Below are 13,551 nucleotides of genomic sequence, written 5' to 3'. Positions count from 1 at the left end.
GCCTTCGTCGTCCTTGTCCGGCGTGCGCCGTCGTTCAGTCGTCGTTCAGGCCGAGCAGCATGTCGAGGATCCAGCTCACCACGCCGACCACGATCGCGCCGAGGAAGGCGGCCCAGAAGCCGTCCACGTGGAACGGCAGGTCGAGCTTGTCGGCGATCCAGCTCGTGAGCAGCAGGAGCAGGGCGTTCACCACCAGGGCGAACAGGCCCAGCGTGAGGATGTAGAACGCGCAGCCGATGGTCTTGATGATCGGCTTCAGCACGGCGTTGACGAGGCCGAATATGAGGGCGACCGCGATCAGCGTGCCCACCGTCTTGGTGGTGGTGGTCTGGGCGACGGTGATCCCGTCGATCAGGCGGGTGGCGGCCCAGAGCGCGCCCGCGACCACAAGGATCTTGAGGATGATCTTCACATAGGTGATGCTCCCATGGTGCACCGGGGGAGCGGTAGGGCCGGAGGACCGGGCGCCCCAGCTCCGTCGCGCTTTCCGTGCCCGGCGCCGGCCCCTTGACCGTCCTGTGACGCGGGGAGAACATCGGCGGGTGATCGTTTCTCCTCATGGCGATCTGCATATCCCCCTGATCGCGGGGAAAGGGGTGAAAGGGGGTGATACTCAATGGACCGGGACGAGTTGGAGTCGCTGCCGCCCAAGGAGCTTCACGACAGGGCGGTGCGCTACGCGGTCGCGCACGGTGACTTCGGCTTCCTATGGGACCTGCTGAAGGTCATCCCCGCGGCCGAGGCCGCCAGCGGCCACTCCGCCGAGTCGGCCAACGACCTCAGCCGCGTGTCCGCGCTGCTGAGCGACGCCATGGCCTCGGGTGAGGGAGAGCTCGGCGAGGCGCTGAAGCCCGTCTACATCGCCTACCTCTCCAAGCACCCGGACGCCTGACCCCGCTGGCGACGGCTCTAGGCTCCATCCATGGCAACGGTGAATGTGGAGCGTACAGAGGACGGCTTCGTGGCGACCAACGGCCGCGGGGCCAGGGTCGCCATCGGAGGCGGCGACGACAACGGGGCCTTCACCCCGGTCGAACTGCTGCTCGCCGCGGTGGGCGGCTGCAACATCGTGACGGTCGAGCCGCTCACGGCCCAGCGCGGGCACCGGCTCGTCCGGCTGGCGATGAGCGTCGAGGCCGCGAAGGTGGAGTCGAACATGCTCGGCACCGTGACGGTCACCTACGACGTCGAACTTCCCGAAGGGGACCCCGAGGCGGACGAGGTCTTCCGCTCCGTCGCCCAGCGGGTCCACGAGCGCCACTGCACGGTGAGCCGCACCCTGCAGCAGGGCGTCGAGGTCAAGGTCGAACTGCCCGAATAGCCGCCTGCGCCTGCGGGTCCGTCCGTACCCGGTCAACCCCGGGACTTAGACCGAATCTATACCCTGCGATGACGAGCAGCTCAGGCCCCGGTATGTAGTGTTAAGGCAGGTCAAGAGGGATGCGACCTGGCACCCGAGAGGGTGCGGACAAGAGCTTTTCTCAGAAGGACGCGGTGGGGGACCGCGTCCGTTCAGCGGGACCGCCCGATGCGTTTGGGGGAAGGCATCGGCGCTGGACCGTGTGAGATCGGGGCCGGGCAGGCGGGGGACTGCCCGGCCCCGACCTATGTCCCCCGCGCCTCGTCGCCTCGTGGCCCCCTCGCGACGTCACCTTCAGCCGGAGCTCCGCCCCCGGCGCGCCCTCACCCCTGGCTTGTCTTTACCGAGGTCCTTTACCTGAAGCCTCGGCTTCACCATCCTCGCGACGTCCGCCGCAGACCCCGCTCGGCCGCTCGGACGCCGCTTTCCGCGCTTTCGCGCGCCTCATGTGCCTCCTGAGTTTCGCGGCGCCTCATGCGTCACACGCGCGGCGTGCCCCGGCTGACCAGGCCCTTCGGTCGAGCGGCGCTGTCATGGGTGTCTGAAACATGAGGTTTGGGTGGGAAAGGTAGATCTTCTGGTGCTTTCGGGGGCTATTGTTGGCTTTGTCCTGACTTGGTGGGTAAGGTCTTAACCCAAGACGGGCGGTGACCTGGTCTTCAGCCCGAAGGCCGCCGCCCAGACGTTGAATCTCCGAGGCCCGCAACGGCCGAGGGGAACCGGGGACCCATGTCCTTCGGGGTGAATCCGCGCGAGCGGTAGGGATCGACTCCAAGCCCGAACCCGTCAGCTAACCCGGTAGACGTGATTGGAGAGGAGACCGAGTGGAGCACCCCACTCCGCGGAGCCCATCCCCCGGGCTACCCTAAGTCCCGGATCTCGCCGTCAGAAGCGGCGGACAAGTCGGCTCGGAGCAGCCGTCTCACCGGGCGCGTAGTTCGCCCTCTGTGACGTGGTGGCAGACGCCACAACTTTCTGCACAAGTACGGAAACGCGCGGGTCCCGGCGATTGACGTGGTCTCGCCGATCCAGCGATCAGACAGCGCTTTCCACTCCCGTACCGGTGCCGTCATCGGCCCTGAAGTGCGGTCCTTGTCTTCTGATGAAAGATCCGATCTCCCCATGACTTCTTTCGCTGTACCCCCCACCTGGCGACCGATGTCCTGTATCGTCGGCGCCTGCCTCGCCGCCCTCACGGCCTTCGGCACGACCACCGTCGCGGCCAACGCGGAGAGCGTCCCCATCCCCGTCCCCTCCGACGGCGTCGTGGCCGAACCGGCCGCCCAGTCCGCGCCCGTCCTCCTCACCGGATCCACCAAAGCCTCGTACTTCTGGGACGACGCCTCCGGCCGCATGGGCGACACGGGCCTGCCCGCGATCGGCAAGCCGATGCAGAAGGGCCTGTTCGCGAGCCCGAGCTGGCCGCTCGGCACCGAGGGATACGTGCTGTACAAGGGCAAGAAGGCGCCCTTCTTCATCGGCGACCGCGGCCCCGGAATCCCCTCCAACAGCGGCGTGATGCTGGACATCGACGGCAAGACCTTCGCGGAACTGACCGGAGGCAGCTTCAACGACTCCACCCTCACGGTGCAGGGCTTCGACGCCGGTCACATCAAGGTCGACTACGTGGTCACCAAGTGGGGCTCGGGCAAGGGCAAGAAGAACCACCCCGTCCCCTTCTCCAGCGGCGCCTGGGCCGTCTTCGACCGCAACCCGGCCACCCCGCCGCGCACCCCGGTCGTCCTGGCCGGCAACTGACTCGATGTGCGCGCCCGCGCGGGTACTGCTAAAGTCGCCCTAGCCAACGCGCCGCTAGCTCAGTTGGTTAGAGCAGCTGACTCTTAATCAGCGGGTCCGGGGTTCGAGTCCCTGGCGGCGCACCACGGCTAACGCCGATGACCTGGGCATTCTCTTCGACGAAGAGAGTGCCCACAGTCATTTGATCACCTGAGTCATATGAGGGACGCTCCGCCGCGGTCAAGGCCCCGCCGGACGCGGGCTCACCCCGACCATGCGCGCGAAGGCCTCCGGGGTCACGATGGGAATGCCGTAGCCGCGAGCCTTGCGCGCCTTCCCCGAAAGCGTGTTGGGGTCGGCGGCGACCAGGAGGCGGACCTTCTTGGTGACGTTCGGGTGGGGGACGTACGACGCCGCGCTCGCCAGGCGCTCCCAGGCTTCGCGTCCTCCGTCCATCTCGCCGGTGAAGGCGATGAGGTCGCCCGGTTCGAGCCGGTAGCGCGGGATCCGGTCCGGCCGGTGCCGGTCGGCGGCGGCCAGGGCCTCGGCGGCGGCCGCGGGCGGAAGGCCGAGAAGCATGGACACGAGCTCGATCTCGCGGCGCTCGGCGTCGGTGACGACCCCGTCGGCCCGCGCCGCCTGAGCCACGGCGGCCAGGTAGTCACGGTGCAGCTTCTCCACGTCCGCGCGCGCCAGCCCCAGGCGGCCGGCCACGTCCACGAGGGCGTCGGCCTCGGTCGCGGAGATGTGATGGTCCAGCAGCGCCTGGTCGAGCAAGGCCAGGTAGGCGTCCGCGTGGACGGGCCGCGGGGCGCGGGGGAGGCGGTCGAGGATGCGGGCGAGGAAGTGGCCGTCACGTTGGGCCGAGACGCCGCGCCGGACCCCCTGGGCGTCCTCGCCGGAAAGCCGCGGCCAGGACGCCCGGGTCCCGGCGTCGAGTTCCGCGCTCCAGGGGACGTCCGGGTGGCTCAGGGCGAGGTAGTGGCGCAGCAGGGACGCCGCGGCGCGGGCGTCGACGAGGGCGTCGTGGTGCCCGTCGAGTGGGATGTCCGCCATGGCGCAGCAGCCGGCGAGGTTGCGCGGGGCCTGCGGCAGGAACCGGGCGGCCTGTTCCATCGTGCACACGCCGAGGTCGTGGCGCAGTGGCACCTCCACGCCGAGGCGGGCGAACTCGTGCGTGAGGAAGCCGAGGTCGAACCGTAAGTTGTGGGCGACGGGCACGCGGCCCCGGAGTAAGCGGACCAGGGCCCCGGCGATGTCCTTGAACGTCGGAGCGTGACGGACGTCGGCGGCGTCGATGCCGTGGACGCGCTGTGGCCCGAGGTCGCGTTCCGGGTTCACCAGCGTGCTCCACTCGCCCGTGACCCGTCCCGCGACGTCGAGATGGACGATCCCTACCTCCACCACCCGGTCATGCCACGAAGGCCGCAGCCCTGTCGTCTCCACGTCGATCACCGCGTACCCGGCCGCACCGTCCATCCGCACGCCCCTCCATAGCTCCACCGCCCCGACGATCTCACCCCTGCCGCGAGCGGCCGAGCCGAACGCACGCAGCGTGACCGACTTGCAACGGAACCGGCATAACGGATGGCGTCGAGATGCGGATGGCCCCGCGTCACCGCCGGTCAGGTCACGCGGGTGGCCGTGCGGACGGCACCGCCGCACCTTCCTCGTAGCCCGTCGGCATCCACCCGCCGGCAGGGCTACGCCCGTGCGGTCTCGCGTCTGGTGTCAGGCGGTGGTGGGGAGGCGGGTGGGGGCGGGGGCGGTGGAACGGCGGACTACCAGTTCGGGGCGGTAGAGGAGTTCGGTGCGGGGGGCGGGGATGCCGCTGATCTCGTCCAGGAGGCTCGCCACCGCGGCCAGGCCCATCTCGCGGACGGGCTGGCGGATGGTGGTGAGCGGGGGGTCGAGGTAGGCGGTCATCGGGGAGTCGTCGAAGCCGACGACCGAGACGTCCTCGGGCACGCGCAGGCCGCGCTGGCGGGCGCCGCGGATGGCACCGATCGCCATGATGTCGCTGCCGCAGCAGATAGCGGTGCAGCCGCGGTCGAGGAGCTGCTGCGCGGCTGACTGCCCGCCCTCCAAGGTGTAGAGGGTGTTGACGACGAGCTCGGCGGGGTCGGAGCCGTCTCCGCACTCGGCCATGGCGCGGCGGAAGCCGTTCGTCTTGCGGATCGTGGGGACGAAGCGCTGCTGGCCGATGGCCAGGCCGATGCGCCGGTGTCCGAGCGAGGCCAGGTGCCGGACGGCCATGTCGAGCGCGGCGTCGTCGTCGTTGGAGATGTAGTGCGCCTCGATGTCGGCGCGGAAGCCGTTGACGAGGACCATCGGCAGGCCGAGCTCGATCAGCCGCGCGTAGCGGGAGCGGTCGGACTGCGAGTCGGCGTGCAGGCCGCTGACGAAGATGATGCCTGAGACCCCGCGCTCCAGGAGCAGCTCGGTGTAGTCGTCCTCGGCGATGCCGCCGGGGGACTGGGTGCAGAGCACCGCGGTGTAGCCGGAAAGGACGAGCGCGCTCTCGATGACCTGCGCGAACGCCGGGAAGACGGGGTTGTTCAGCTCGGGGAGGATCAGGCCGATCAGGCCGGTGCGCTGCTGGCGCAGCCGGTCGGGGCGTTCGTAGCCCAGCACGTCGAGGGCCGTGAGCACCGCCTGCCGCGTGGCCGGCGCCACCCCCGGCTTGTTGTTGAGCACCCGGCTCACGGTCGCCTCACTCACGCCGGCATGGGCGGCGATGTCGGCGAGGCGCATTGTCATGACGGCTCATTCACCTTTCTTGCCCGCCTGTGGGCCGCCGCGCCGTGACGACGGGCAAGCCTGGCCTCCAGAGTAGCGAAGGGGAGCACCCCGTCCTTCCAGGAAATCGCGACGATGACGAGGGATGACGAGGCATGAGGAGGGTTCCGTGCCGGCGTGGAGCGCCTGGGACGAGGCGTCCGGTGCGGCGCGGGCCGACGCCGGAGGCCGAGGCGTGACGTGGAACCGCTTGCAGGCTCTGCGGGCCGGAACGGGCGCACCGGTCGCGGACGCCGGCATCGACATCGTGGTCGCCTCGGGCGCCCGCCTACGGGGCACGGTCAGCCGCTCGCGCTGACCGGGCCGGGCATGTGAGTCGGGGTGGGAAGCGGTCGCTTCCCACCCCGACTCCGGCCCGGCCGTCTACTTCGGGTACGGCTATTTCAGGTACGGCCCGTCGGCGCCGATCCTGCCCGGGGCCGGGTTGCCGGGCAGGTCCAGCACGTAGGCGCGCATGTTGCCCTTGCCGGTCAGGCTGATCGACAACGTGCCGTCGGTGACCGTCCTGCTGTCACCGGTGACGGCGTCCACGTACCTGCCGTTCGGGATGCCGGTGAACGTGGCGTTCCCCGAGATGGTCACCAGGACGAAGCTGTCCACCGAGCCTTCGGTGAAGCGGCGCTTGTACGCCATCTGCCCGGTGACTCCCTGCGTGGCGTACTGCCCCTTGCGCAGCGCCGGGATCGCCCGGCGGATCTGGTTGAGCCGCTGCACGTGCTTGACCAGCGGCTGGCTCAGCGTGGTGGCGACGGGGCCGGAGGCGCTGGAGACGACCCCGAAGTCGCTCGCCGTGACGCTGCCCTCGATCTTGTCGCCGTAGTACGCGCGTCCGGTGGTGGCCAGCGGGCACGTCGGCCCGCAGTCGACCGGCTTGCCCTTCTGGAACTCGATCTCCGACCCGTAGTACAGCGTGGGGATGCCGCGGAACGTCCACATCAGGCTCATGTTCTCGGCCCAGGCGTCGGTGCCGCCGGTGTACCGGAAGCCCGACTTGTTGGGGCCGTAGTCGTGCGAGTCGACGTAGACGGCGTTGTAGGTGGCGTCGTTGGTGCTGTCGTCGGAGTCCTTGCCGTTGTTGAAGGCGTTCTGCGCGTCCGAGAAGTTCATGTGCATGCGCATGTCGATGATGTTCATGCCGGAGAACTTCGCGTGGTCGGGCGCGTGGTAGGCGTTGCCGTTCAGGAACGCGTTGGTGCTGGTCGGCTGGTTGCCCGGACCGAGCTGCTCTTCATAGTCGTACTGCTCCAGCGCCGCCGCCACGTCGTCGGCGCTGTAGTCCTTGCGCTCCTTCCAGGTGTAGAACTGCGCCGAGTGGTTGACCGAGCCGCGGTTCCACTTGTCGTTCACGAACGCCGCGACCTCGCCGAAGATGTAGAAGTCCTTGGCCTTGCCCGCGCCGAACTTCTGCGTGATGTGGTCGTAGATCGCGGGCAGGAACCGCCGGTTCCACGTGACCCTCGGGACGTGCACGGCGGTGTCGACGCGGAACCCGTCCACGCCCATGTCGATGTACCGGTTGTAGGCGTCGATCAGGTACTTCTGGACCTGCGCGTTCTCGGTGTTGAAGTCGGCCAGGTCCTCGTGCAGCCAGCAGCTGCGCGAGTCCTCGCCTTCCCAGTTGCCGATCCAGCACTGGTGGTACAGGGCCGAGGGGAACATGCCCGAGGTCGGGCTCGGCCACTGGCAGTTGTAGATGCGGTAGCCCTCGGGGCTGAAGTACTGCGTGGGCGTGCCCCAGCTCCGGCAGGTGTTGCCCGTCGGCTCCTCGGTCGACCACAGGTCGCCGTTGTACGGCCGGCCCTTGGCCATCTCGTTCTGGGCGGGCGTCATGTCCGGGTCGTTCCCCTGGTGCTCCACCATCGGGTCGTACGCGGCGGACGGGTCCTTCCTGCTGTACAGCCACTTCCACTGCTCGTCGCGCACGCCGTACACGGGCGGGACGTACAGGCCCTTGGCGCCCCAGCGCGAGCTGTGGTTGTAGACCACGTCCTGGAAGATCTTGATGCCCTTGGCGTGCGCCTTGTTGATGAGGTCCTGGTAGCCGGCGCCGGGGGTCTCCAGGCGGGTGTCCACCCGGTAGAAGTCCCAGCCGTGGTAGCCGTGGAAGTCGTAGTCGGACCGGTTGAGGATGACCGGCGTGATCCAGATCGCCGAGAACCCGAGCCCCTTGATGTAGTCGAGCTTGTCGATGAGGCCCTTGAAGTCGCCGCGGAACATCGGGTCGTTGTTCGCCGCGTTGCCGGAGCGGATGTTCTGGCTTCCACCACGGTTGTTCGAGGTGTCCCCGTCGTAGAACCGCGCGGTCATGACGAAGTAGATGGTGTCGTCGCGCGGGTCGCCGCCCAGCGGGGTCCCCTGGGTCGGCGGGGGCGGCGCGTCGCCCGTCCTGACCGAGACCGCGGTGGTGTACGCGGACCGGTTGCCGGCCGCGTCCAGTGCCCGCACCTGGTACGCGTAGGTCGTCTGCGCGTCCAGGCCGGAGTCGTTGTACGTGGTCGCGCCCGCGGCCCGGACGAGCGGTGCGCCGGTGCCCGTGACCCTGCTGATCTCGTACCCGGTGACGCCGACGTTGTCGGTCGAGGCGTTCCAGGCGACGCGGACGGTGGTACCGCTCGCGGTGGTCGTGAGACCGGTGGGCACGGTCGGCGGCGTGGTGTCCGGCGGCTCGGGCACGCACGGCTCCGGCGCGTTGGCGCGCACGACCCCGTCCTTGACCGTGGTGGTGCCGAGCCCGATGGCGTAGTCGGCGCCGTTGTTGTTGTCCCAGGTGCCCGACCCGTTGTTGAAGGCGGCCTTCAGCCCGCCGGCGGACCCGAGGGCGATCGTCTTCTTGGCCCAGTCGGCGCAGGTCGTCTCGTTCATCGGGACGCCGGGGACCGTCGTCCACGAACCGCCGGTGGGCTGGTAGTGGATGTTGGCGGAGGCCCAGCCCCTGGTCTTCTTGTAGTAGAACACGGTGGCCGTGTTGCCCGCGGTCGGGGTCGGGGAGACGGACGGCGACGGGGAGGGGGACCCGGTGCCGCACGGGTCGGCGGCGTTGCCGGTCACGACGCCGTTCTGGACGGTCGAGACGCCGGTCCCGAGGGTGTAGTCGCGCCCGTTGTTGTTGTCCCAGGTGCCCGACCCGTTGTTGAAGGTGACCTGGAAGGTGGCCGCGCCGCCGAGGTCGACGGTCTTCTTCTTCCAGCCGGCGCAGGGGGCGTCCATGGGGACGCCGGGGACGGTCGTCCAGGTGCCGTTTATGCCGTAGTGGATGTTGGCGGTCGTCCAGGTCGTCTTGTAGTACACCGTGGCGGTGCCCGTCGGCGGTGGCGTCGTGGGGGAGGGGGACGGCGTGGACGAGGCTCCGGCACGGATGGCGACCGCGCTCTTCGCGGCGACGCTCACCGTGGCGACCCCGCTCGCGTTCACGGACACCGAGCCGCTTCCCGCCAGGTTCTGGTACGTCCCGGCCGGCAGCCCGGTGGTGAAGGAGCGGCTGACGGCGGTGGTGCCGTTGTTGATCGCGACCCAGCCCTTGGCGCCGCGGCTGAACGCGATGAGGTTGTTGCCGTCGTCGGTCCAGTTGGCGACCGCGGTGCCGCGCACGGCGTTGTGGAAGCCCACCATGCCGGACATCTCGCGGTCCAAGCAGTTCCACTGGCCGTTCGAGCAGTCGGTGTCGGTGACGAGGCCGCCGCCCGAGGACGGCGGTCCCGCCTCGGGGTTGCCGAAGGTGAAGCCGGAGTACACGCTCGGCGTGCCGAACGGCCAGGCCAGCATGAACACGTTGGCCAGCCGGTAGGTGCCGCCGTCCTTGTAGCTGAGCGTGCTGCCGCCCCGCTCGGTGTCGTGGTTGGCGACGAAGACCACGGCCTTGTCGCTCGGCACGGACAGCCCCGAGCTCTCGCCGAAGCCGTTCAGGTTCTTGATCTGCCCGCTGAGGAAGTGCTCGCGCAGCCGGCGCCCGTAAACGAACTCGTCGACGTCGCCGATGCCGGTGTACTGGCTGGGCTGCACGGCCTCGCCCGAGCCACCCGCGATGACCTCCTGGTGGAAGTACGCCGGGCCGGTCAGCTTGGCCTTGATCGCGGCCAGGTCGGCAGGGCTGATGTGCTTGGCCGCGTCGATGCGGAAGCCGTCCACGCCCAGGCCGGTGAGCTTGTCGAGATAACCCGCGATCTTGGTGCGGACGGCGTCGGAGCCGGTGTTCAGGTCGGACAACCCCACCAGCTCGCAGTTCTGCACGTTCGACGCGTCGCCGTAGTTGCCGATCGCGCAGGTGGGGGTGTGGAAGTCGGAGGCGGTGTAGAGCCCCGGGTAGTTGTACTTGCCGAAGGCATACCCGCCGTAGCTGGTGCTGCCCATGCCGGTCATGTGGTTGATGACCGCGTCGACCTGCACCTTGACGCCGGCCGCGTGGCAGGCGTCCACCATGCTCCTGAACGCGGCTTCGTTGCCGAACTTGCTGGTCAGCTCGTAGCGGGCCGGCTGGTAGACGTCCCACCAGACCGAGCCGCCCTGGGTCATCGAGTCCTGCGGGGGCGCCACCTGCACCGCGGCGTACCCGGCGGGGCCGAGGACGGTGGTGCACTCGGTGGCGACGGACTTCCAGTTCCAGTTCCAGAGGTTGGCGATGACGCCGGGGGTGGGAGGGGCGGCGCTCGCAGGCGTGCCGGACATGGCCGACACCGTGATCACGGTGCTCGCCAAGCCGCCCAACGCGACCGCGACGATTGATTTGTAGACTCTCATGAGCGGGGTTCTCCAGAGCGTGAGGGGGGATCCCGTGTGCCGGGCCGGGTGGGGGAACACCCGGCCCGCCGTGTCCGCGGACCCGCGCCGGGGCGCGGGCGGCGCGTGCCGGCTTCGGGGTGGTCGCGCGGACCCGCGCGAAGCCGTGATGTCGTGGGATGGCCTGGACGGCTGTCGTCCCGACGGCGGCCTGAGGAAGCCGGAGCCCGGTGATCTGGCGGGCGGTACCGGCGGGGGGACCTCTCGCAGGACGGAGTGCGCACACCATAGGGGCCTCCGTGTTCAGATTTCCTAGGTGTTGCCCGGAAGTTACTCACGTGGGCGACCGCTCTGCAATAGCTTGCAGAAACTTTCTGGATGACCGGCAGCGAATCGGGGCACGGGGGGACGATCTCTGACCCTTATGTCCGATTTGCGTAGAGGCTCGGTTGCGTGGGGTGATGGTGCGGCTACTGATCTTCGGTTCTGTGCAAGGTCTGCGAAATCGCTGAAACGTCTTTCAGTAGTCCGCTGTGTGCGTCCTCCGGTCAGCGGGTTCTGGCCGGGAGTTCGGCCGGGGGGTTTGGGGTCGGCCGAAGGTACTCGAATGGAGACCGGATGGGGCGGGCGGGGTGATCGGCCGACGGGATCGGCCGGGGAAAGTGAAATTGGCAAAGCGTCACGGAATGTGACGGGGTGTGGAAGAGGTGGCTGGAAGGTGGGGTTGGCGCGGGGCTGAAGTGCCGGGGGCGCGACGGGGCGTGCGTATTGGGACATCACAGCGTGAAAATCGGCACGGTGACGAGACGGAGGCATCCGGGGCTTCCCGGCCGCCTGCGGCGGTGTCAATTCAATGGCTCGGGGACGCGGCGCGGGGGCGTGTCGGCGGGGGCGGGAGAATAGGGCCGGTCCGGTCCTCATTTCAAGGTCCCGGAATCGCCGGGTCCTCACTTCGCGACGGAACGTCCCGCGGCGGTGATATCGCTCGGCGCCGGGGCGGCGGTGTTTGTGCAGGCCAGGCTCACAACCGGATCCGACCACTGGTCAGTGGACCAGTCATGGGAGGAGCTTGGGCCTACCGCGTTGGCGCTCGTGCGCACGGTGGGGACGCGATGGCGCGCGATCGGAAGAAAGGCGAATGAGGGGATGTGTAGGGGCTGACGGACGCCTCCAATGTCCCCGAGGAGGAAACTGAACACAATTCGGTTTTGTGTTCTCCCAGGTACGTGGTGCCGCGTCGGAGCGTGAAACGAATTCCCTGTGAAGTCACCGGACATTCGGCCGGCCCTGTGGCCCGCGCTCTCGGCGCCACAGGGCCGCCGTCCCGGCTCCGGAATCGGCCGGTGAGCCGTCCACGGACGTCCACCGGGCGACCCACCGCACGCCGGCGCCGGATCGGCCGTACCACTTCCCGCCGACCCGGCGCCGGTCGAGCAGGGGCGTAGCGGGCGGGAGGGGAGGGGCCCGGTGCTCATAGGTGTACAGCGCACCAGGCGCTCGTCACGCGCTTCCGTTGGTCATGCGTCTTCGGTCGTCACGTGCATGCGTGCGGCGTGGAGGCGTTCGTAGTGGGGCAGGTGGTAGTCGAGGTAGGCGGAGAGTTCGGGGTTGGTGCGGACGAGGTCGGTGTTCGCGCCCGCGGTGCGGACGAAGCCGTCGGTGCGGCTGGTCGACTCGTGCCAGCGCTGGGTCTTACGCCAGTCGTCGCGTACCCCGGGCTGCCAGCTCAGCGCTTCGGGCATGAACGGGATGGAGACGCGGGCGCAGTACTCCCTCACCGTGCCGACCGGGTTCTCGATCAGGTCCTCGGAGTCGATGACCACCGGAGGCGTCTGCGACCTGGCCGCGACCGCGTCGTAGATCTCGGCGAGCCACGCGAAGCCGATCTCGTCCCGGCCGAGATCGGCGTTGAGCGCGAAGTGGGAGGCGATGGCCTGTTCGGGGTGACGGATGATGAACGTGTGGGTCGCCTCCGTGAGGAAACGCTCGTCGGAGAGCAGCCCGCGGTAGTGGAAGTCCGTGGTGTCCTTGAAAAAGACCGGCTCGCGGGTGGCCAGCTCACGCAGGGTAGCGATCAACTCCGCTTCGGTATGGACCGTGAAGGGGCCCACCTGCGCCTCACCGAAATCGACGACATGCGAGAACGGCTCGTGCACCACGGTGTAGTCGCCGCGGGCGGCCATCATTCTCAGGAATGCGGTCGACCGGGAACGCGGCGCGCTCCACAATGCTAAGATCCGTGGCGCATCTGGGGTTCCGCTGTTCATTACGTTGGCCTCCGCCTGTTTCGTGGTCGTGCCGAAAAGGATATGACGGCCGGGCGCTTTCCGCGCGCGGGGCGCCCAAAGTTCGAGTGCGGCCGTCGGGTTTTCCCGCGCGCCCGGCCGAGGGTGGTGCGCGGCCCGGCGCATGTGCTCTGACCAGGGAGGACTCGTTCATTCGCGTCGATCGGCGCGGCGGCGAAGAGGGCCGGCCGGGTCCGGCTCCGGCGATTTCGGTGCGTTTGGCAGCGCCTGTGGAATGGGGTGGGCCGCCCTGATGTGACGCGGTCGCCGGCGATCACGGTGGGGTATGCCGATCGGCGCGCCGTACGGGCGGAGGTTTCTCTCCGGGCATTGTGGTGGAGAGTGCGAGAGCCGTCTACCCGTGACGGTTACCCGGGCCTCCCTGCGACGATTACCCGGGCCGTCGCGCGTCCACATGGCAATGACTCCGGCAATCCGCGCGAACGAGGGGGCCGGGCATCTTCGGACGTTCTCGCGGACGGCCGTCGTCGTGCGGGTGAACACACGCGGCGTCTTCGGAGAACAGCTCCCGCGGACCGGTTCCGACGCGGCGGGATGGCGCGGCGGATCGCGTGGTCCACGTCGCCCTCTTTTCGCCGGGAACACTCTCGCGTATTCGGCCGTTCATGCGCGGAATCCGCCGCACATCGTCGGCGC

Annotated in this window: 9 protein-coding genes, 1 tRNA gene and 1 riboswitch; of the genes, 5 read left to right on the top strand and 5 right to left on the bottom strand. The window is 68.9% G+C overall.

Annotation, left to right across the window (positions count from 1 at the left end; translation table 11 throughout):
- Positions 1–34: 34 nt before the first annotated feature.
- Entirely contained in the window at positions 35–412 is a 378-nt protein-coding gene (locus tag DQ384_RS06445) for a phage holin family protein (protein WP_114027765.1), read from the bottom strand.
- Between the two features lie 204 nt (positions 413–616).
- On the opposite strand from DQ384_RS06445, the gene DQ384_RS06440 reads away from it, so the two are divergent.
- The 4 genes from DQ384_RS06440 (at position 617) to DQ384_RS06425 (ending at position 3,243) form a co-directional block, all read left to right on the top strand.
- On the top strand, positions 617–892 hold the full coding sequence (locus DQ384_RS06440; protein ID WP_114027764.1) for a hypothetical protein: 276 nt from the start codon (positions 617–619) through the stop codon (positions 890–892).
- Positions 893–922: 30 nt separating this feature from the next.
- Positions 923–1,321, top strand: coding sequence for an OsmC family protein (locus DQ384_RS06435; RefSeq protein WP_114027763.1), 399 nt, complete (start codon positions 923–925; stop codon positions 1,319–1,321).
- Positions 1,322–2,041: 720 nt separating this feature from the next.
- Positions 2,042–2,181: riboswitch (cyclic di-AMP (ydaO/yuaA leader) on the top strand.
- A 337-nt stretch (positions 2,182–2,518) separates the two neighbouring features.
- Complete coding sequence (locus tag DQ384_RS06430) at positions 2,519–3,118, top strand: hypothetical protein (RefSeq protein ID WP_245966274.1); 600 nt, start codon at positions 2,519–2,521, stop codon at positions 3,116–3,118.
- A 48-nt stretch (positions 3,119–3,166) separates the two neighbouring features.
- Positions 3,167–3,243 (top strand) — tRNA-Lys (locus DQ384_RS06425).
- Between the two features lie 94 nt (positions 3,244–3,337).
- Here DQ384_RS06425 and DQ384_RS06420 read toward each other — a convergent pair.
- Both DQ384_RS06420 and DQ384_RS06415 read right to left on the bottom strand, forming a co-directional pair.
- The gene (locus DQ384_RS06420; protein WP_147268674.1) at positions 3,338–4,600 is read right to left on the bottom strand and encodes an exonuclease domain-containing protein; all 1,263 of its coding nucleotides are present in this window, start codon (positions 4,598–4,600) and stop codon (positions 3,338–3,340) included.
- Between the two features lie 228 nt (positions 4,601–4,828).
- Entirely contained in the window at positions 4,829–5,857 is a 1,029-nt protein-coding gene (locus tag DQ384_RS06415) for a LacI family DNA-binding transcriptional regulator (RefSeq protein WP_114027761.1), read from the bottom strand.
- Positions 5,858–6,005: 148 nt separating this feature from the next.
- Between DQ384_RS06415 and DQ384_RS06410 the strand changes: the two genes are divergently transcribed.
- Positions 6,006–6,194, top strand: coding sequence for a hypothetical protein (locus DQ384_RS06410; RefSeq protein WP_147268673.1), 189 nt, complete (start codon positions 6,006–6,008; stop codon positions 6,192–6,194).
- 80 nt (positions 6,195–6,274) lie between these two features.
- Here DQ384_RS06410 and DQ384_RS06405 read toward each other — a convergent pair whose 3' ends face one another.
- Both DQ384_RS06405 and DQ384_RS06400 read right to left on the bottom strand, forming a co-directional pair.
- On the bottom strand, positions 6,275–10,558 hold the full coding sequence (locus tag DQ384_RS06405; RefSeq protein ID WP_181871064.1) for a carbohydrate binding domain-containing protein: 4,284 nt from the start codon (positions 10,556–10,558) through the stop codon (positions 6,275–6,277).
- Between the two features lie 1,568 nt (positions 10,559–12,126).
- Positions 12,127–12,876 carry a sulfotransferase-like domain-containing protein gene (locus DQ384_RS06400; RefSeq protein WP_114027758.1) on the bottom strand — a complete coding sequence of 250 codons (750 nt, stop codon included), beginning with the start codon at positions 12,874–12,876 and terminating at the stop codon, positions 12,127–12,129.
- Positions 12,877–13,551 lie beyond the last annotated feature (675 nt).

It is taken from the genome of Sphaerisporangium album, assembly GCF_003323745.1.
Classification (GTDB): Bacteria; Actinomycetota; Actinomycetes; order Streptosporangiales; family Streptosporangiaceae; genus Sphaerisporangium; species Sphaerisporangium album.
Note: the sequence above shows the minus strand (reverse complement) of the source record. Positions and strands in the feature narration are given on the sequence as shown.

Bases quoted from the DNA above. Each gene is read 5' to 3' on its own strand.
- DQ384_RS06440 (WP_114027764.1), top strand. From the start codon at position 617: ATGGACCGGGACGAGTTGGAGTCGCTGCCGCCCAAGGAGCTTCACGAC.
- DQ384_RS06435 (WP_114027763.1), top strand. From the start codon at position 923: ATGGCAACGGTGAATGTGGAGCGTACAGAGGACGGCTTCGTGGCGACC.
- DQ384_RS06430 (WP_245966274.1), top strand. From the start codon at position 2,519: ATGTCCTGTATCGTCGGCGCCTGCCTCGCCGCCCTCACGGCCTTCGGC.
- DQ384_RS06415 (WP_114027761.1), bottom strand. From the start codon at position 5,857: ATGACAATGCGCCTCGCCGACATCGCCGCCCATGCCGGCGTGAGTGAG.
- DQ384_RS06405 (WP_181871064.1), bottom strand. From the start codon at position 10,558: ATGTCCGGCACGCCTGCGAGCGCCGCCCCTCCCACCCCCGGCGTCATC.
- DQ384_RS06400 (WP_114027758.1), bottom strand. From the start codon at position 12,876: ATGAACAGCGGAACCCCAGATGCGCCACGGATCTTAGCATTGTGGAGC.